At 71.1% G+C, this 17,244-nt stretch carries 15 protein-coding genes; all 15 read left to right on the top strand.

All coding sequences use genetic code 11. The annotated features are described in order from the left end of the window. The first annotated feature begins 200 nt into the window (after window positions 1-200). The 15 genes from bchF to bchI all read left to right on the top strand — a co-directional run bounded on the left by bchF (window position 201) and on the right by bchI (window position 17,184). On the top strand, window positions 201-707 hold the full coding sequence (gene bchF, locus AC3IF3_RS00440) for a 2-vinyl bacteriochlorophyllide hydratase (RefSeq protein ID WP_489226691.1): 507 nt from the start codon (window positions 201-203) through the stop codon (window positions 705-707). Then, window positions 704-1,993, top strand: a complete 1,290-nt coding sequence (locus AC3IF3_RS00435; RefSeq protein WP_489226689.1) for a ferredoxin:protochlorophyllide reductase (ATP-dependent) subunit N — start codon at window positions 704-706, stop codon at window positions 1,991-1,993. Before bchF ends, AC3IF3_RS00435 begins: the two co-directional genes overlap by 4 nt. A 4-nt stretch (window positions 1,994-1,997) precedes the next feature. Further along, window positions 1,998-3,590, top strand: a complete 1,593-nt coding sequence (gene bchB, locus AC3IF3_RS00430; RefSeq protein WP_243970465.1) for a ferredoxin:protochlorophyllide reductase (ATP-dependent) subunit B — start codon at window positions 1,998-2,000, stop codon at window positions 3,588-3,590. Continuing rightward, window positions 3,580-7,323 carry a magnesium chelatase subunit H gene (locus AC3IF3_RS00425; RefSeq protein ID WP_489226688.1) on the top strand — a complete coding sequence of 1,248 codons (3,744 nt, stop codon included), beginning with the start codon at window positions 3,580-3,582 and terminating at the stop codon, window positions 7,321-7,323. The genes bchB and AC3IF3_RS00425 overlap by 11 nt, the downstream gene beginning before the upstream one ends. Then, window positions 7,320-8,213, top strand: a complete 894-nt coding sequence (gene bchL, locus AC3IF3_RS00420) for a ferredoxin:protochlorophyllide reductase (ATP-dependent) iron-sulfur ATP-binding protein (RefSeq protein ID WP_243970468.1) — start codon at window positions 7,320-7,322, stop codon at window positions 8,211-8,213. The genes AC3IF3_RS00425 and bchL overlap by 4 nt, the downstream gene beginning before the upstream one ends. Before the next feature lie 16 nt (window positions 8,214-8,229). Continuing rightward, window positions 8,230-9,123, top strand: a complete 894-nt coding sequence (gene bchM, locus AC3IF3_RS00415; RefSeq protein ID WP_489226687.1) for a magnesium protoporphyrin IX methyltransferase — start codon at window positions 8,230-8,232, stop codon at window positions 9,121-9,123. Next, window positions 9,120-10,550, top strand: coding sequence for a BCD family MFS transporter (locus AC3IF3_RS00410; protein ID WP_489226685.1), 1,431 nt, complete (start codon window positions 9,120-9,122; stop codon window positions 10,548-10,550). The genes bchM and AC3IF3_RS00410 overlap by 4 nt, the downstream gene beginning before the upstream one ends. A gap of 18 nt (window positions 10,551-10,568) precedes the next feature. Further along, entirely contained in the window at window positions 10,569-11,348 is a 780-nt protein-coding gene (puhA, locus tag AC3IF3_RS00405; RefSeq protein ID WP_243970473.1) for a photosynthetic reaction center subunit H, read from the top strand. Beyond that, the gene (gene puhB / locus AC3IF3_RS00400; protein ID WP_489226683.1) at window positions 11,345-11,995 is read left to right on the top strand and encodes a photosynthetic complex putative assembly protein PuhB; all 651 of its coding nucleotides are present in this window, start codon (window positions 11,345-11,347) and stop codon (window positions 11,993-11,995) included. The genes puhA and puhB overlap by 4 nt, the downstream gene beginning before the upstream one ends. 10 nt (window positions 11,996-12,005) lie before the next feature. Next, window positions 12,006-12,521, top strand: coding sequence for a photosynthetic complex assembly protein PuhC (puhC, locus tag AC3IF3_RS00395; RefSeq protein WP_489226681.1), 516 nt, complete (start codon window positions 12,006-12,008; stop codon window positions 12,519-12,521). Then, window positions 12,521-12,817, top strand: a complete 297-nt coding sequence (locus tag AC3IF3_RS00390) for a hypothetical protein (protein ID WP_243970479.1) — start codon at window positions 12,521-12,523, stop codon at window positions 12,815-12,817. Before puhC ends, AC3IF3_RS00390 begins: the two co-directional genes overlap by 1 nt. Further along, window positions 12,814-13,902 carry a magnesium-protoporphyrin IX monomethyl ester (oxidative) cyclase gene (acsF, locus tag AC3IF3_RS00385; protein ID WP_489226679.1) on the top strand — a complete coding sequence of 363 codons (1,089 nt, stop codon included), beginning with the start codon at window positions 12,814-12,816 and terminating at the stop codon, window positions 13,900-13,902. Before AC3IF3_RS00390 ends, acsF begins: the two co-directional genes overlap by 4 nt. 1 nt (window position 13,903) lies before the next feature. Continuing rightward, window positions 13,904-14,698: a putative photosynthetic complex assembly protein PuhE gene (gene puhE, locus AC3IF3_RS00380; RefSeq protein WP_243970483.1), complete on the top strand. Its 795-nt coding sequence runs from the start codon at window positions 13,904-13,906 to the stop codon at window positions 14,696-14,698. Window positions 14,699-14,810: 112 nt separating this feature from the next. Beyond that, complete coding sequence (hemA, locus tag AC3IF3_RS00375) at window positions 14,811-16,028, top strand: 5-aminolevulinate synthase (protein WP_489226678.1); 1,218 nt, start codon at window positions 14,811-14,813, stop codon at window positions 16,026-16,028. Window positions 16,029-16,167: 139 nt separating this feature from the next. Next, window positions 16,168-17,184: a magnesium chelatase ATPase subunit I gene (gene bchI, locus AC3IF3_RS00370; RefSeq protein ID WP_489219270.1), complete on the top strand. Its 1,017-nt coding sequence runs from the start codon at window positions 16,168-16,170 to the stop codon at window positions 17,182-17,184. The last annotated feature ends 60 nt before the right edge of the window (window positions 17,185-17,244 follow it).

Genomic DNA, 17,244 nt, shown 5'->3' with positions numbered 1-17,244 from the left:
GCCAAGTCACCGGACTGTCTGCTCTCGAGCCAGACGATACGCTTCCTGGCGATCTTGGCAATCATCTTAGACCAAGAAAAATTTTCGCCCCACTGTCATACATCCCGAGCGTCAAGCGCACTTGACACTTCCGGACCCGACGCCCTAGCCTCTGCCAGGGACGGGGCCTCAGGCGCCGCCGAGAAACAGGGGGCGGATGCATGGGTCCCGAGGACCGGCCGGCACGACCGCTCTACACGCCTGCCGAACGGCGCCGGCGCGACGCCACGCCCTGGACCCTGGTTCAGGGCGTGCTGGCCCCGCTGCAATTCGCGGTCTTCCTGGTGAGCCTCGTCCTGGTGCTGCGCACCCTGGCCACCGGCGAGAGCCCGCTCGCCGCCGAGATCTCCGTCGTGGTCAAGACCCTGGCGCTCTACGCGATCATGATCACCGGCTCGATCTGGGAGAAGGCGGTGTTCGACCGCTGGCTGTTCGCGCCGGCCTTCTTCTGGGAGGACGTGGTCAGCATGATGGTGCTGGCGCTCCACACGGCCTACCTCGCGGCGCTGGCCACCGGCGCCCTCGGTGAGCGGGCCCTGCTCATGCTCGCGCTCACGGCCTACGCCACCTACGTGGTGAATGCCGGCCAGTTCGTGCTGAAGCTGCGGGCCGCCCGCCTGCAGGGCACGGGCACCAGGGCGCCGCGCCTCGCGGAGGCGCTGTCATGAACGCGCCCCTGCCGCGCCAGACCGCCCGGGACGCCGAGGCCTGCGGTGGCATCGACCTGCACCAGGAGCACGGGCAGCGCGCGGTGTTCTGCGGGCTCACCGGCATCGTCTGGCTGCACCGGAAGATCCAGGACGCGTTCTTCCTGGTGGTCGGCTCGCGGACCTGCGCGCACCTGATCCAGTCGGCCGCCGGCGTGATGATCTTCGCCGAGCCGCGATTCGCCACCGCGATCATCGACGAGCGCGACCTCGCGGGAATCGCCGACGCCAACGAGGAGCTCGACCGGGTCGTGACCCGTCTGATCGAGCGCCGGCCGGACATCAAGCTCCTGTTCCTGGTGGGCTCCTGCCCGTCCGAGGTGATCAAGCTCGACCTGTCCCGGGCGGCGCAGCGGCTCTCGGGGCGCCTCGCGCCGGTGCGGGTGCTGAACTACTCGGGCTCCGGCATCGAGACGACGTTCACGCAGGGCGAGGATGCCTGCCTCGCCGCCCTGGTGCCGGAACTGCCCCGGGCGCCGGCCGAGGCCCCGCCGTCGCTGCTGATCGTGGGCGCGCTCGCCGACGTGGTCGAGGACCAGTTCCTCCGCATCTTCTCCGCGATGGGGATCGCGGATGTCCGTTTCCTCCCGGCCCGTCGTGCCGGTGCGATGCCGGCGGTGGGGCGCGGCACCCGCTACCTGCTGGCCCAGCCGTTCCTGGCCGACACCGCCCGTGCCCTCGACGAGCGCGGCGCGCACCGGCTCGCCGCCCCGTTCCCGCTCGGCGCCGAGGGCACCACCGGCTGGCTGCAGGCGGCAGCCGACGCGTTCGGAGTCGCCGACGAGATATTCGCGGCGGCGACCGCCGCCGGCCGCGCCCGGGCCGAGACCGCGCTCGCGCCCCACCGCGAAAAACTCGCCGGCAAGCGGGTGTTCTTCTTCCCCGATTCGCAGCTCGAAGTGCCGCTCGCCCGGTTCCTCGCCCGGGAACTCGGCGCCGCGCTCGTGGAGGTCGGGACCCCCTACCTGCACCAAGGCCATCTCGCCGCCGAGATCGCGTGGCTCCCCGCCGGCACCCGGGTGACCGAGGGCCAGAGCCTCGACGACCAGATGGACCGCTGCCGGGCGGCCCGTCCCGACCTCACGGTCTGCGGCCTCGGCCTCGCCAACCCGCTGGAGGCCGAGGGCCTCTCGACGAAGTGGTCGATCGAGCTGCTGTTCACGCCCGTGCAGGGCTACGAGCAGGCCGGCGACCTCGCCGAATTGTTCGCGCGCCCGCTCCGGCGCCGCGCGCTGCTGGAGGTGTAGGGCCATGCAGCTCACCCTCTGGACATACGAGGGTCCGCCCCATATCGGCGCCATGCGGGTCGCCACCGCGATGACCGGGCTGCACTACGTGCTGCACGCGCCGCAGGGCGACACCTACGCGGACCTGCTGTTCACGATGATCGAGCGGCGCGATGCCCGCCCGCCCGTCACCTACACGACCTTCCGCGCCCAGGATCTCGGCCGCGACACGGCCGAGCTGTTCAAGACCTCGGTGGCGGCCGCCTACGCGCGCTTCCGGCCCCAGGCGATGATCGTCGGCGCCTCCTGCACCGCCGAATTGATCCAGGACGATCCGGGCGGCCTGGCCAAGGCTCTCGACCTGCCGATCCCGGTGATCCCGCTGGAACTGCCCGCCTACCAGAAGAAGGAGAACTGGGGCGCCTCCGAGACCTTCTACCGCCTGGTGCGGGCGCTCGCCGGGGCACCCGCCCCGCGCCAGCCGCGGGAGCCGGGCCGGCGCCCGCTCTGCAACCTCCTCGGGCCGACAGCCCTCGGCTTCCGCCACCGGGACGACCTGATCGAGATCCGCCGGCTGCTCGACGCGCTGGGCATCGACGTCAACGTCGTGGCCCCGCTCGGCGCATCCCCCGCCGATCTCGGACGGCTCAAGGACGCCGACTTCAACGTCGTGCTCTACCCGGAGACCGCCCGGGCCGCCGCCGAATACCTCAAGAAGGCCTTCGGGCAGCCGTTCACGCAGGCGATCCCGCTCGGCGTCGGCGGAACGCGCCGCTTCGTCACCGAGGTGGCGGGCCTCGCCGGCGTCGATCCGGCGCCTGTCCTCGACGGCCCCGGCTCGCGCCTGCCCTGGTACAGCCGCTCGGTCGACTCGACCTACCTCACGGCCAAGCGCGTCTTCGTGTTCGGGGATGCGACCCACGCCCTCGGCATCGCCCGGGTGGCGGCCCAGGAACTCGGCTTCACGGTGGTCGGCCTCGGCACCTACAGCCGCGAATTCGCTCGGGAGATCCGCGCCGAGGCGGCCGAGCACGGGATCGAGGCGCTGATCACCGACGACTACCTCGACGTCGAGGCCGCGATCCGCGCGGCCGCCCCGGAACTCGTCCTCGGCACCCAGATGGAGCGCCACGTCGCCAAGCGGCTGGGCATCCCCTGCGCGGTGATCTCCGCCCCAGTCCACGTCCAGGATTTCCCGGCCCGCTACGCCCCGCAGATGGGTTTCGAGGGCGCCAACGTCCTGTTCGACACCCTGGTCCATCCGCTGATGATGGGCCTGGAGGAGCACCTGCTCGGCATGTTCCGGGAGGACCCGGAATTCCACGACGGCGTCGGGCCCTCGCATCTCGGCGGAACCGCGCGGGCGGCCTCGTCCGAGGCGGCCGCCGAGGTCGCGGAACCGGCCGCTCCGTCGGCGCCCGCCCCGATCCTCCTGGACGAGCCTGTCGTGATCACGACCGCTCCCTGGGCGCCCGAGGCCGAGAAGGAGCTGAGGAAAATCCCGTTCTTCGTGCGCGGCAAAGCGCGCAGCAACACGGAGAAGTTCGCCCGTGAGCGGCGCCTGCCGCTCATCACCCTCGAAACCCTCTACGACGCGAAGGCGCATTATGGCCGCTAGAGCGCTCACCGCCGGCCCGGCGGCTGACTCGGCGACGGCCCCGGCGAAACGCCGACCGCCGATCCGCGTCGTCATCGTCACCCTCGACAACCACCTGGCCAGCGCGGTCGAGCGGGCGCGCCTGCGCCTGCGCGCCGAGATGCCGGGGCTGGTGCTCGATTTCCACGCCGCGGCCGAGTGGGACACCGATCCCGCGTCCCTCGACGCCTGCCGCAGCGACATCGCGCAGGCCGACATCGTGCTCTCGGCCATGCTGTTCATGGACGAGCATGTCCGGGCGATCCTGCCGGCGCTCGCCGCCCGGCGCGACGCCTGCGACGCGATGGTCGGCTGCATGTCGGCGAGCGAGGTGGTGAAGACGACCAAGCTCGGCCGCTTCGACATGAGCGGCACCAAGCGCAGCGCCCTCGACTTCCTCAAGAAGCTGCGCGGCAAGCCCGGTCAGCAGGGCAATGCCGGCCGTCAGATGGCGCTCGTGCGCAAGCTGCCGAAAATCCTGCGCTTCATCCCGGGCTCGGCCCAGGACGTGCGCGCCTATTTCCTGACCCTGCAATACTGGCTGGCCGGCTCCGACGAGAACGTCGCTGCCCTGGTGCGCTTCCTCGTGCACCGCTACGCGGCCGGCGAGCGGGCCGCCTGGCGCGAGGGGCCTGCGGCGCCCGCGCCGCTCGATTATCCCGAGACCGGCCTCTACCACCCGCACCTGGCCGGCCGGATCGGCCAGAATCCGTCCCGCCTGCCGCGCTCGGCGGCCGCGCGGGGCCGCGTCGGGCTGCTGGTGATGCGCAGCTACGTGCTCGCCGGCAACACCGCCCATTACGACGGCGTCATCGCGGCCCTGGAGGCGCAGGGCCTCGACGTGGTGCCGGCCTTCGCCAGTGGCCTCGACAACCGCCCGGCGGTGGAGTCCTTCTTCATGCGGGACGGGCGCGCCAGCATCGACGCCCTCGTGTCCCTCACCGGGTTCTCGCTGGTCGGCGGCCCCGCCTACAACGACGCGGCGGCGGCCGAGGCGATGCTGGCCCGGCTCGACGTACCCTACATCGCCGCTCAGGCGCTGGAGTTCCAGACCCTCGAACAGTGGGAGACGGGCGAGCGCGGCCTGTCGCCGGTCGAGGCGACCATGATGGTGGCGATCCCCGAACTCGACGGCGCCACCGCGCCGATGGTGTTCGGCGGCCGCTCCTCCGCCTCCGGCAGCGACAATGCCCGGGATATGCGGGTCCACCCGGAGCGGGCCGCGCGGCTGGCCGAGCGCGTGGCGCGGCTGGTGTCCCTGCGCCGGACCCCGAAGGCCGAACGCCGGGTCGCCGTGGTGCTGTTCAACTTCCCGCCCAATGCCGGCGCGACTGGCACGGCGGCATTCCTCTCGGTCTACGCCTCGCTGCTCAACACCCTGAAGGGCCTGGCGGCGGACGGCTACGCCGTGGATGTCCCGGAGAGCGTCGACGCCCTGCGCGAAGCGATCCTGGAGGGCAACGCCAAGCGCTACGGGACCCAGGCCAACGTCCACGCCCGCATCCGGGCCGAGGACCATGTCCGCCGCGAGACATATCTCGCCGAGATCGAGGCCCAGTGGGGGCCCGCCCCGGGCCGCCACCAGACCAATGGCGCCGACCTGTTCGTGCTCGGCGCCCAGTTCGGCAACGTCTTCGTCGGGGTGCAGCCGGCCTTCGGCTACGAGGGCGACCCGATGCGGCTGCTGTTCGAGCGCGGCTTCGCGCCGACCCACGCGTTCTCGGCCTTCTACCGCTACCTGCGCGAGGATTTCTCCGCGGACGCCGTGCTGCATTTCGGCACCCACGGGGCGCTCGAATTCATGCCCGGCAAGCAGACCGGCCTGTCCGAGGCCTGCTGGCCGGAGCGGATGATCGGGGCCCTGCCCAACGTCTATCTCTACGCCGCCAACAACCCGTCCGAGGGGACGCTGGCCAAGCGCCGCTCGGCGGCGACGCTGGTGAGCTACCTGACCCCGAGCCTGGCCACCGCCGGCCTCTATCGCGGGCTCCTCGACCTGAAGAGCTCCATGGAGCGCTGGCGCGGGCTCGACCTCGAGGCAGCCGTCGAGCGCGAGGGCCTCGCCCGGCTGATCCAGGAGCAGGGCGCGGCCGTCGATCTCGTAGCGGCAGAGCCGGCCTGGACCGGCGATCTGGGCGCCCGGGTCGCGGATCTCTGGTCCGCCGTGCAGGAGCTGGAGCAGACCCTGATCCCGCACGGCCTGCACGTGGTCGGGCAAGGCGTACCGGCGGAGGAGCGGGGCGACCTGCTGCTCGCCCTCGCCGAGGCCTCGCATGGGCTGCGGCCGGACCCGGCCGGCATCGCCGCGCTGGTCGCGGGCGAGGGCGTCGAGGCGGCCTTCGCGGCCTCCGGGCTGCCCGGCGACCCCGAGACCCGCGCGGCCTTCGCGGCGCTGGCTGAGACCGACCGCCTCCTCGCGCAGGACCACGAACTTCCGGCGCTAATCCGGGCGCTCGACGGCCGCTTCATCCCACCCGTGGCCGGCGGCGACCTGCTGCGCAACCCCGCAATCCTGCCGACCGGGCGCAACATCCACGGTTTCGATCCCTACCGCCTGCCCTCCGCCTACGCGGTGGCGGACGGCGCCCGGCAGGTGGCCCGCATCCTCGAACGCTTCGCGGCGGACGGGAAACCCTGCCCGGAGAGCGTCGCCCTGGTCCTGTGGGGCACCGACAACCTCAAGAGCGAGGGTGGCCCGATCGCCCAGGCCCTCGCGCTGATCGGCGCCGCCCCGCGCTTCGACGGCTACGGCCGGCTCAGCGGCGCCGAGTTGATCCCGCTAGAAACCCTCGGTCGCCCGCGAATCGACGCCGTGGTCACCCTCTCGGGCATTTTTCGCGATCTGCTGCCGCTCCAGACGAAGCTTCTTGCGGAGGCATCCTTCCTCGCGGCGAGCGCGGATGAGCCCCTCGAGAAAAACTTCGTCCGGAAGCACGCCCTGGCGATCCAGGCCGAGCAGGGCTGCGACCTGGAGACGGCGGCCCTGCGTGTCTTCTCCAACGCCGAGGGCGCCTACGGGGCCAACGTCAACCACCTGGTCGATTCGGGCAGCTGGGACGACGACGCCGAGCTGTGCGAGACCTTCTCGCGCCGCAAGAGCTTCGCCTATGGCCGCTCGGGCAAGCCGGCGCCGCAGCGGGCCCTGATGCAGGCGGTGCTGGCCTCCGTCGACATGGCCTACCAGAACCTCGATTCGGTCGAGGTCGGCGTCACCTCGGTCGACCATTACTTCGACGGGCTCGGCGGCATGGGCCGGGCGGTGGCGAAGGCCCGCGGCGAAGCGGTGCCGATCTACATCAGCGACCAGACCCGCGGGGAGGGGCGCGTCCGCTCCCTGGAGGAGCAGGTGGCGCTGGAGACGCGCACCCGCATGCTCAACCCGAAATGGTACGAGGGCCTGCTCGGCCACGGCTACGAGGGCGTGCGCCAGATCGAGACCCACCTGACCAACACGGTCGGCTGGTCGGCCACCGCCAACGCGGTCCAGCCCTGGATCTACGAGCGGATCACCGAGACCTACGTGCTCGACCCCGCCATGCGCGAACGCATGGCGGCCCTCAACCCCACCGCCTCCGCCAAGGTCGCCCAACGGCTGATCGAGGCACACAAGCGCGGCTTCTGGACTCCCGACGCGGCGACGCGTGACGCCCTCGACCGGGCCGAAGAGGAGCTGGAAGACCGTCTCGAAGGCGTCACCATAGGAGTCGCCGCATGAACATCGCCATTCGCAATCCGGTCATCGCCCGGAAGGAAGAAGGCAGCCTCCAGGTCGCCCTCGATCCGGACCTGAAGATCGAGACCGCCAAGGTCTTCGCGGTCTACGGCAAGGGCGGCATCGGCAAGTCGACCACCTCGTCGAACCTGTCGGTGGCGTTCTCCAAGCTCGGCAAGCGGGTGCTGCAGATCGGCTGCGACCCCAAGCACGATTCGACCTTCACCCTGACCAAGCGCCTCGCCCCGACCGTGATCGACGCCCTGGAGGCGGTGAACTTCCATTCGGAGGAGCTGCGCGTCGAGGATTTCGTGGTCGAGGGCTATAACGGCGTGATGTGCGTCGAGGCCGGCGGGCCGCCCGCCGGCACCGGCTGCGGCGGCTACGTGGTCGGCCAGACCGTGAAGCTCCTCAAGGAGCACCACCTCCTGGAGGATACCGACGTCGTGGTGTTCGACGTCCTGGGCGACGTCGTCTGCGGCGGCTTCGCCTCGCCGCTCCAGCACGCCGATCGGGCGCTGATCGTCACCGCCAACGACTTCGACTCGATCTTCGCGATGAACCGGATCGTGGCGGCGATCCACGCCAAATCGAAGAACTACCCGGTGCGGCTCGGCGGCGTCATCGCCAACCGCTCGGCCAAGACCGACGAGATCGACCGGTTCAACGACGCGGTCGGCCTGAAGCGCCTCGCCCACTTCCCCGATCTCGACGTGGTCCGCCGCTCGCGGCTCAAGAAATCGACCCTGTTCGAGATGGATTCCTCCCCGGAACTCGATGCCGTGACCGCCGAGTACATGCGGCTCGCCGAGACGCTCTGGGCCGGGGGCGAGCCCTGCGAGGCGATCCCCATGAAGGACCGCGACCTGTTCGAGTTCCTCGGGTTCGATTGAGGTTGGGATCCGACCGATGGCCAGCGCCAGCTACGAATCCCGCCGGGGTGAACTGACCACCTACTTCGACCGCACCGCGGTCGAGGCGTGGTCGCGCCTGACCTCCGACGCGCCGGTGAGCCGGATCCGCGCCACGGTGCGGGCCGGGCGGGACGCCATGCGGGCGACGCTGCTCTCGTGGCTCCCGACCGACATGACCGGAATGCGCCTGTTGGACGCCGGCTGCGGCACCGGGGCGCTGAGCGTCGAGGCGGCGCGGCGCGGGGCCGAGGTGGTGGCCATCGACGTCTCGCCGACCCTGGTCGACCTCGCCCGGGAGCGCCTGCCGGCGATCCCGGGCCCCGGCGGCATCGACTTCCGCGTCGGCGACATGCTCGACCCGGGCCTCGGCCGCTTCGACCACGTCGTGGCGATGGATTCACTGATCCATTACCGCGCCGCCGACATCGCCCGGGCGCTGGCGGTGCTCGGCGCGCGCACGGACGGCTCGGTGCTGTTCACCGTGGCGCCGCGCACCGCCCTGCTGACCGTGATGCACGCCGCCGGAAAATTCTTCCCCCGCGGCGACCGCTCGCCCGCGATCGTGCCGGTGACCGAGGGCGGATTGCGGCGGCGGATGTCGTCCGAACGGGCGCTCGACGGCTTCGCCTGGGCGGGGAGTCACCGGATCAACAGCGGCTTCTACCTGTCGAACGCGATCGCGCTGACGCGCTCTTCCCCTCCCCCCTCTGCGGGGGAGGGGACCCTGCGCAGCAGGGGGGGAGAGGGGCAGCGCGACGTTGCGGGTTTCGCCTCCGAGCGTGATCTTTTCGGCACCGTCGCTCCCCTCTCCCGACCCCTGCTGACGCAGGGGCCACCCTCCCCCGCAGGGGGGGGAGGGGGTGCGGCGGCGACCGGGGTGCGATCATGACCGCCGCCTCGAAAAAGCTCACCCGTGCCCTGATGCGCCTCGGCCCGGCGATCCTGCCCTTCGCGGATGCCGCCACGGTCGAGCTGCCGCTGGGGCGCCTGCTCCGGCTCGCCCTGTTCCAGGTCACCGTCGGCATGGCGGCGGTGCTGCTGATCGGAACGCTCAACCGGGTGATGATCGTCGAGCTCGGCGTGCCGGCCTGGATCGTCGCCATGATGCTGGCGCTGCCGCTGATCTTCGCCCCGTTGCGGGCGCTCGTCGGCTTCCGGTCGGACACGCACCGCTCGGTGCTGGGCTGGCGGCGGGTGCCCTACATCTGGTTCGGCACGCTGCTCCAGTTCGGCGGGCTGGCGATCATGCCCTTCGCCCTGCTCATCCTGTCGGGCGACACCACCGGGCCGCTCTGGGTCGGGGACGTGGCGGCGGCTCTGGCCTTCCTGCTGGTCGGCGCCGGGCTGCACACCACCCAGACCGTGGGCCTCGCGCTCGCCACCGACCTCGCCCCGGCGCATGCACGGCCGAAGGTGGTGGCTCTGCTCTGCGCGGCGCTCCTGTTCGGCATGATGGCGAGCGCCGTGCTGTTCGGTCTGTTCCTCGCCCACTTCTCGCCGGTGCGGCTGATCCAGGTGATCCAGGGCGCGGCCCTGGTCACCATCATCCTCAACGGGATCGCCCTGTGGAAGCAGGAGCCCCGCGATCCCCACCGCACCCGGGAGGCGCCGCAGCGCGACTTCCGCGCCTCCTGGCAGGCCTATGCCGGGCAGGGCACCGCCCGGCGGCGCCTCGTGGCGATCGGGCTCGGCACGGCAGGCTTCTCCATGCAGGACATCCTGCTGGAGCCCTATGGCGGCCAGATCCTGCATCTGTCGGTGGGCGCCACCACGGCGCTGACCGCGCTGCTCGCCGCCGGCGGCGGCCTCGGTCTGCTGGTCGCGGCCCGCTGGCTCGGGCGCGGCGGCGATCCGTTCCGGGTCTCGGCGGTGGGCGTCGGGATCGGCATCCTGGCCTTCTCGGCGGTGGTCTTCGCCGCGCCGCTGGCCTCGGCCGACCTGTTCGCGGCCGGCGTCAGCCTGATCGGGCTCGGGGGCGGCCTGTTCGCCCACGGCACGCTCACCGCCTCGATGAACCGCGCCGGCCCAGAGGATACCGGGCTCGCGCTCGGCGCCTGGGGCGCCGTCCAGGCGACCGCCGCCGGGCTCTCGATCGCGGCGAGCGGCCTCGTGCGCGACGTCGGTGGCGCCATCGCCCAGTCGGGGGTGCTCGGCGAGGGCATGAACGAGCCGGCCATCGGCTACCTGATCGTCTACCACATCGAGATCGCCCTGCTGTTCGCCGCGCTCCTCGCGCTCGGGCCGCTGGTGCGTGAGGACGCGCGTGCAGAGGTTCGAGACCGCATCGCCGGCGAGCTTGCCGGCCGAGCGGCCTGAGAGACGGGGAGGTCAGCCATGCCAACCGGCGCACTTACGGGTTACGTCGACGTCGCCCAGGTCGTGCTCTACGCCTTTTTCCTGTTCTTCGCGGGGCTGGTCTTCTGGTTGCGCCGCGAGGACCGCCGGGAGGGTTACCCGCTGGAGAACGAGGCGGTCGGGCTGCGCAAGACCACGGACCCGTTCCTGATCCCGCGCTCCAAGGCCTTCCACCTGCCGGGCGGGGAGACCACCTACGCGCCCCAGGCGGTGCATGGCCGCGACGACATCGAGACCGGCATCCCCGCCCGCAAGGTCGAGCCCTGGCCGGGCGCCCCCTACGAGCGGACGGAGTCCTCCCTCCAGGCGGGCGTCGGCCCCGGTTCCTGGGTGCTGCGGCACGATGTGCATGACAGGACCTGGGACAACGAGATCCGGATCGTACCCCTGCGGGTGGCGACGAACTTCGTCGTGCACGAGGACGGCCCGAACCCGATCGGCATGACCGTGTTCGGCACTGACAACGGCGTGGCGGGCGTCGTCAGCGACGTCTGGGTGGACCGCGGCGAATCGCTGATCCGCTACTACGAGGTGGAACTCACGACCGGCGGCCGCCGGCTGATGCCGACCACCTTCTGCCGGGCGGGCGGCTTCACCAAGACGGTGAAGACCGAGGCGCTGCTGGCCAGCCAGTTCGCCGACATCCCCGCGACCCGCGATCCCGACAGCGTCACCTTCCTGGAGGAGGAGCGGATCGTCTCGTATTTCGGCGCCGGCACGCTCTACGCCACCCCGGCCCGCGCGGAGCCCCTGATATGAGCGGCGATTTCCTCCCCGAGGGCACCCTGCGGGGGCTGCCCGGCCCGCTCCCGGCGGGCGAGCGCATCCTGTGGCAGGGGGCGCCCACCACCACAGGTCTGCTGGTGCGGGTGTTCCACGCCCGCCTGGTCATCGCGTGGTTCACCGCCTGCGCCCTGGCCTTCGGCCTCGCCGCCGGCTCGCCCGGGGCCGCGCTGAGGGTGCTGGGACCGACCCTCCTGACCGGCGGCGGCGCCGTCGTGCTGCTCTGGGTGCTCGCGTGGCTCACCCACCGGGCGACGCTCTACACGGTGACCAACCGCCGCATCGTGCTGCAGACCGGCATCGCCCTGCCGGTGACCCACAACCTGCCCTTCGCCCAGGTCGACGGCGCGGCCCTGCGCGCCTTCACGGATGGCAGCGGCGATCTGCCTCTACGGTTGCGGCCGGGTACGCGTATAGCCTACCTTCAGCTCTGGCCGCATGCCCGGCCCTGGCATCTCACCCGAACGGAGCCCATGCTGCGCTCCGTCCCGGGTGCGGAGGCTGTGGCGGCGTTGCTGGCGCGGGCGCTCGAAGCCCATGCCGACGGCACCGCGCCTCCGGTTCGGGTCGCCCGTATGGGCCGAGTGGACGAGAATCCCGGCCGCCTCGTCGCGGCCGAGTAGGGAGGGGGCGATGGGCGAGCAGGCGAAGAACGCCAGCCGAGCCACGGCACGGGCCGTCACCGGACGCCCCGTGGCGGGTCCGGCGCCGGCCCTGCTGATGATCGGTGCCGGGGCGCTGATGGGCTTCAGCATGCTCGCGGTCCTGATCGGCCGGAGCGAGGGGGTCGGCCTCGTCGCCCTGCCGCCCGCCAAGCCGGTGGCGCGGCTCGAGTTCCGCGCCGAGGATCAGGTCGATGGCTCCATCGCCCTGCGCAACGTCGCCGACCGGCAGATCGTCGCCTGGATCCGCCCGGGCGAGGACGGCTTTTTGCGCGGGACGCTGCGCGGCCTCGCCCAGGCCCGCCAGCGCGGCGGCCTCGGCCCGGACCAGCCCTTCAGCCTGACCCGCTACGATGACGGCCGCCTGTCGCTGGCCGACGAGGCCACCGGCCGCCAAGTTCCGCTGGAGGCCTTCGGGCCGACCAATGCCGGGGCCTTCGCGCGGCTGCTGCCCGGGCAGGCCGGCCCCGTCACGGAGCTGCGCTGATGGCCCTGTTCGGCAGCCGCACCGTCACCGTGCCCTGCACCGTGGAGATCGAGCAGACGCCCGAGAGCCTGCACGCCCACGTCACCCTGGATGCCGGATTCGAGATCGAGCCCGGCGACGAAGTCCAGGTCCACGACGCGCCGACCGCGGTGCCCTACGGCGAACGGCTGACCGTGCGCCGCACCGCCACCGTCACCCGGGCCGGCCCGCTGGAGCGGGCCTGGACCAAGCTCATCGCCCATCTCGAACTGACCGAACTCTACGAGGTCAGCTTTTCCGAGCGGAGGAAGCTGTGAACGCACCCGTCGCACCGCTCTCAGGCCAGCCCGTCCCGAAGGCCCCGGTCAACGAATCGACCAAAGCCGCGCAGGAGACGACGTTCCTCAGCCCGCGCTTCTACACCACGGATTTCGTCGAGCTCGACCGGACGAACGTCGAGCCGGTGCGGCGCGACTGGGATCTGCTCATCGCCGAGCTGCGCGCCGACCCGAACAAGCGCCACTTCACCCGCAACGCCGAGTTCGACTGCGACCTGTCGCAGATGGAGCCCGAGCTGCGGAAGGAGTTTCTGGATTTCCTGGTGTCTTCGATCACCGCGGAATTTTCGGGCTGCGTGCTCTATGCCGAGATGAGAAAACGCGCCAAGAACAAAGACATCAAAGAATTGTTCGGCTTCATGAGCCGGGACGAGGCGCGCCACGCCGGCTTCATCAACGACACGCTCAAGGATTTCGGCATCGGCGTGGACCTGGGATTCCTGACCAAGTCCAAAAAATACACGTTCTTCCGGCCGAAATTCATCTTCTACGCGACCTACCTCTCGGAGAAGATCGGCTACGCCCGCTACATCACCATCTTCCGCGAGCTGGAGCGGCATCCGGAGCGGCGCATCCACCCGATCTTCAAGTGGTTCGAGCTGTGGTGCAATGACGAGTTCCGCCACGGCGAGGCCTTCGCCCTGCTGATGCGGGCGAACCCGAAGCTCACGAGCGGCGTGAACCGCTACTGGATCCGGTTCTTCCTGCTCGCGGTCTTCGCCACGATGTACGTGCGCGACCATCACCGCCCGGCCTTCCACAAGGCACTGGGGGTCGATCCCAGCGACTACGATTTCAAGGTGTTCCGGATCACCTCGGAGATCTCGAAGCAGACGTTCCCGCTGGAACTCGACCTCGACAACCCGAAGTTCAAGGCGGGGCTCGACCGGCTGCTCGCCTGCTCCCGGGCGATCGCCGAGGCGAAGGCCCGGGGCGGTCCCGTGGGCAAGGTCCTGCACGGCATCCAGATCCTCCGGGCGGCCGGAACCTTCGTCCGGCTCTATCTGCTGCCGGTCAAGGCCAACGCCCTGCCGGCCGACATCCGCCTCCAGCCGGTCTGGTAAGATGGCGACCTTCGCAACCCCGATGCTCTACGCGGTGCTGCTCTGGTGGTTCTCCACCGGGCTGATCCTGCTGCTCGATCACGCCCCGCGGCGGACGCATCCGTGGAGCATGGCCGGGGCGACCCTGCTGCTCGCCGCCGCCCTGGTGGCGATCCGCGCCAGCGCGGGGGACACGAGCGGGACGGGGGCCTACACGGCCTTCACGGCGGCCCTGGTCGTCTGGGGCTGGCAGGAGATGAGCTACTACATGGGCTTCCTGTCGGGGCCGCGACCCGCCGCCTGCGCGCCGGGTCTGCGGGGGTTCGACCGGTTCCTGGCGGCGCTGGCCACCAGCCTGTGGCACGAATTCGCCATCGTGATCGGGGGCGTGGCGATCCTGGCGCTGGTCTGGGGCAGCCCCAACCGCTTCGCCCTGTGGACCTACGGCGCCCTGGTGGTGATGAACCTCTCGGCGCGGCTCAACCTGTTCCTGGGCGTGCGCAACCTCCACGCCGAGTTCCTGCCGGACCATCTCGGCTACCTGGCCTGCTATCTGTCCCGGAAGCCGATGAACCTGCTGTTCCCGGTCTCGGTCAGCCTCGGGACCCTCGCGGCGGCGCTGCTGGGCCGCGCGGCCCTGGGCGCCGACCTGCTGGAGCACGAATTGATCGGCTTCACGGTCCTGGCGACGCTGACGGCGCTCGCCACCCTGGAGCACTGGTTCCTGATGCTGCCGCTGCCCTCGGCGGAGCTGTGGCGCTGGAGCCTGCCGGCCCGGGCGTCCGGGGAAGCGGCGAGACCGCCGGATCACGTTTAAGTCGAGGGATCGCAGCCGGGCGACGCATGTCCGCCAATCTGGAATTGGTCTCGTGCGAAATCCGGTGTCACAGGCGGGATCAACCCGCAGGGTTTATTCGGGGAGAGGCGACATGGATTACGAGACCTTCTTCGAAGGCGAGATCGCCGGTCTCCACCGGGAGGGGCGCTACCGGGTCTTCACCGACCTCGAGCGCCACGCCGGCAACTTTCCCCACGCCACCCACCACCATGGCGGCGGCACGCGGCCCGTGACGGTCTGGTGCTCCAACGACTATCTCGGCATGGGCCAGCACCCGGCCGTCACCGGGGCGATGCACGCGGCGATCGACCGCTGCGGCGCCGGCGCCGGCGGGACCCGCAACATCTCCGGGACCAACCACTACCACGTGCTCCTGGAGCAGGAGCTCGCCGACCTCCACGGCAAGGAGGCGGCGCTCCTGTTCACCTCCGGCTACGTGTCGAACTGGGCGGCGCTCGGGACCCTGGCCTCGCGCCTGCCGAACTGCGCGGTCTTCTCCGATTCCGAGAACCACGCCTCGATGATCGAGGGCATCCGCTTCTCCCGGGCCGAGCGCCACATCTTCCGCCACAACGACCCGGAGGACCTGAACCGGAAGCTCGGGCTCATCGACCCAGCCCGGCCGAAACTGGTGGCCTTCGAGTCGGTCTACTCGATGGACGGCGACATCGCCCCCATCGCCGAGATCTGCGACGTGGCCGAGGCACACGGGGCGCTGACCTACCTGGACGAAGTCCACGCGGTCGGCCTGTACGGGGCCCGCGGCGGCGGGATCTCGGAACGCGACGGCGTCGCTTATCGGCTCGACGTGATCGAGGGCACCCTGGGCAAGGCCTTCGCGGTCCATGGCGGCTACATCACGGCCTCGGAAAAGCTCTGCGATTTCGTGCGCAGCTTCGCCTCGGGCTTTATCTTCACGACATCCCTGCCGCCCGCGGTGGCGGCGGGCGCGGCGGCCTCGATCCGCCACTTGAAGGCGAGCGGCGCCGAGCGCGCCCGGCATCAGGAGCGCGTGGCGAAGGTCCGGCAGGCGCTCGAGGCCGCCGACATCCCGACCATGCCCAACGACAGCCACATCGTGCCGGTGATGGTCTGCGATCCCGTGCTCTGCAAGGGGATCTCCGACACCCTGCTGGACGAGTTCGGCATCTACGTGCAGCCGATCAACTACCCCACCGTCGCCCGGGGTACCGAGCGCCTGCGGATCACCCCGTCGCCGCTGCACACGGATGCCGATATCGGGCACCTCGTCGAGGCGCTCGCCACGATCTGGGGGCGGATCGGGCTGCGGCAGAAGGCGGCGGAGTAGGGCGCTCTTCCCTCCCCCTTGCGGGGAGGGGTAGGGGTGGGGGTGGTGCAGATGGCACCGCTTCGACCTATCCTGCGCCACCCCCACCTCCGGCTCCTCCCCGCAAGGGGGAGGAGAGGGGGCACAGTGCGAGTTCTGCGTGCCCACCTTCCCCTTCTCGGCCATCGTCGCTCAGGACGAGATGCGCCAGGCGCTGCTGATCGCCGCGGTCGACCCGGCGGTCGGCGGCGTGCTGGTCTTCGGCGACCGCGGCACCGGCAAGTCCACGGCGATCCGGGCGCTCGCCGCCCTGCTGCCGCCGATGCGGGCGGTGGTCGGCTGCCCGTACAATTGCGATCCCGACAGCCCAGCGGAGAGCTGCCCCCACTGCGCGAGCCTGCCGGGCGCGCGGAAAAAGTCCGAAAAGAAACCGGTGCCGGTGGTGGACCTGCCGCTGGGGGCTACCGAGGACCGGGTGGTCGGCACCCTCGACCTGGAGCGGGCGCTCGGCGCCGGGGTGAAGGCGTTCGAGCCCGGGCTGCTCGCCCGGGCCAACCGCGGTTTTTTGTATATTGACGAAGTGAATCTCCTGGAGGACCACCTCGTGGACCTGCTGCTCGACGTGGCGGCCTCCGGCGTCAACACCGTCGAGCGCGAGGGACTATCGCTGCGCCACCCCGCGCGGTTCGTGCTGGTGGGCTCCGGCAACCCGGAGGAGGGGGAGTTGCGCCCGCAGCTCCTCGACCGGTTCGGCCTGGCCTGCGAGGTCGCGACCCCGAAGGACATCGCCACCCGGATCGCCGTTGTGCGTGCCCGGGACGCCTACGAGCGCGACCCCGAGGGCTTCTGCGCCGCACGATCCGGCGACGAGCGGAAAATCCAAAAACAGATCCTGCTGGCGCGGGAGCGGCTGCCGTCCCTGAGCGTCCCGGATGCCGCCCTGGAGCGCGCGGCGCGGCTCTGCCTGGCGCTCGGCACCGATGGGTTGCGCGGCGAGCTGACCCTGATGCGCACCGCCCGGGCGCTCGCCGCCCTCGACGGCGCCGAGACGGTCACCGACGACCACCTCCGCCGCATCGCCCCGGCCGCCCTGCGCCACCGCCTGCGCCGCAATCCGCTCGACGAGTCCGGCTCCACCGCCCGGGTGGAGCGGGCGCTGGCGGAGGTGTTTGCGTGAGGCACGCGCCGCCTCTGGCTCCCCCCTCTGCGGGGGAGGGTGGTCCTCGCGTCAGCGAGG

It is taken from the genome of Methylobacterium sp. J-118, from assembly GCF_057836565.1.
The sequence above is the reverse complement of the archived record's forward strand: the minus strand, read 5'-3'. Positions and strand labels throughout refer to the sequence as shown.

Bases quoted from the DNA above. Each gene is read 5' to 3' on its own strand.
- AC3IF3_RS00435 (WP_489226689.1), top strand. From the start codon at position 704: ATGAACGCGCCCCTGCCGCGCCAGACCGCCCGGGACGCCGAGGCCTGC.
- bchB (WP_243970465.1), top strand. From the start codon at position 1,998: ATGCAGCTCACCCTCTGGACATACGAGGGTCCGCCCCATATCGGCGCC.
- puhE (WP_243970483.1), top strand. From the start codon at position 13,904: ATGGCGACCTTCGCAACCCCGATGCTCTACGCGGTGCTGCTCTGGTGG.
- bchL (WP_243970468.1), top strand. From the start codon at position 7,320: ATGAACATCGCCATTCGCAATCCGGTCATCGCCCGGAAGGAAGAAGGC.
- AC3IF3_RS00425 (WP_489226688.1), top strand. From the start codon at position 3,580: ATGGCCGCTAGAGCGCTCACCGCCGGCCCGGCGGCTGACTCGGCGACG.
- AC3IF3_RS00410 (WP_489226685.1), top strand. From the start codon at position 9,120: ATGACCGCCGCCTCGAAAAAGCTCACCCGTGCCCTGATGCGCCTCGGC.
- puhC (WP_489226681.1), top strand. From the start codon at position 12,006: ATGGGCGAGCAGGCGAAGAACGCCAGCCGAGCCACGGCACGGGCCGTC.
- puhA (WP_243970473.1), top strand. From the start codon at position 10,569: ATGCCAACCGGCGCACTTACGGGTTACGTCGACGTCGCCCAGGTCGTG.
- hemA (WP_489226678.1), top strand. From the start codon at position 14,811: ATGGATTACGAGACCTTCTTCGAAGGCGAGATCGCCGGTCTCCACCGG.
- bchM (WP_489226687.1), top strand. From the start codon at position 8,230: ATGGCCAGCGCCAGCTACGAATCCCGCCGGGGTGAACTGACCACCTAC.
- bchF (WP_489226691.1), top strand. From the start codon at position 201: ATGGGTCCCGAGGACCGGCCGGCACGACCGCTCTACACGCCTGCCGAA.
- puhB (WP_489226683.1), top strand. From the start codon at position 11,345: ATGAGCGGCGATTTCCTCCCCGAGGGCACCCTGCGGGGGCTGCCCGGC.
- AC3IF3_RS00390 (WP_243970479.1), top strand. From the start codon at position 12,521: ATGGCCCTGTTCGGCAGCCGCACCGTCACCGTGCCCTGCACCGTGGAG.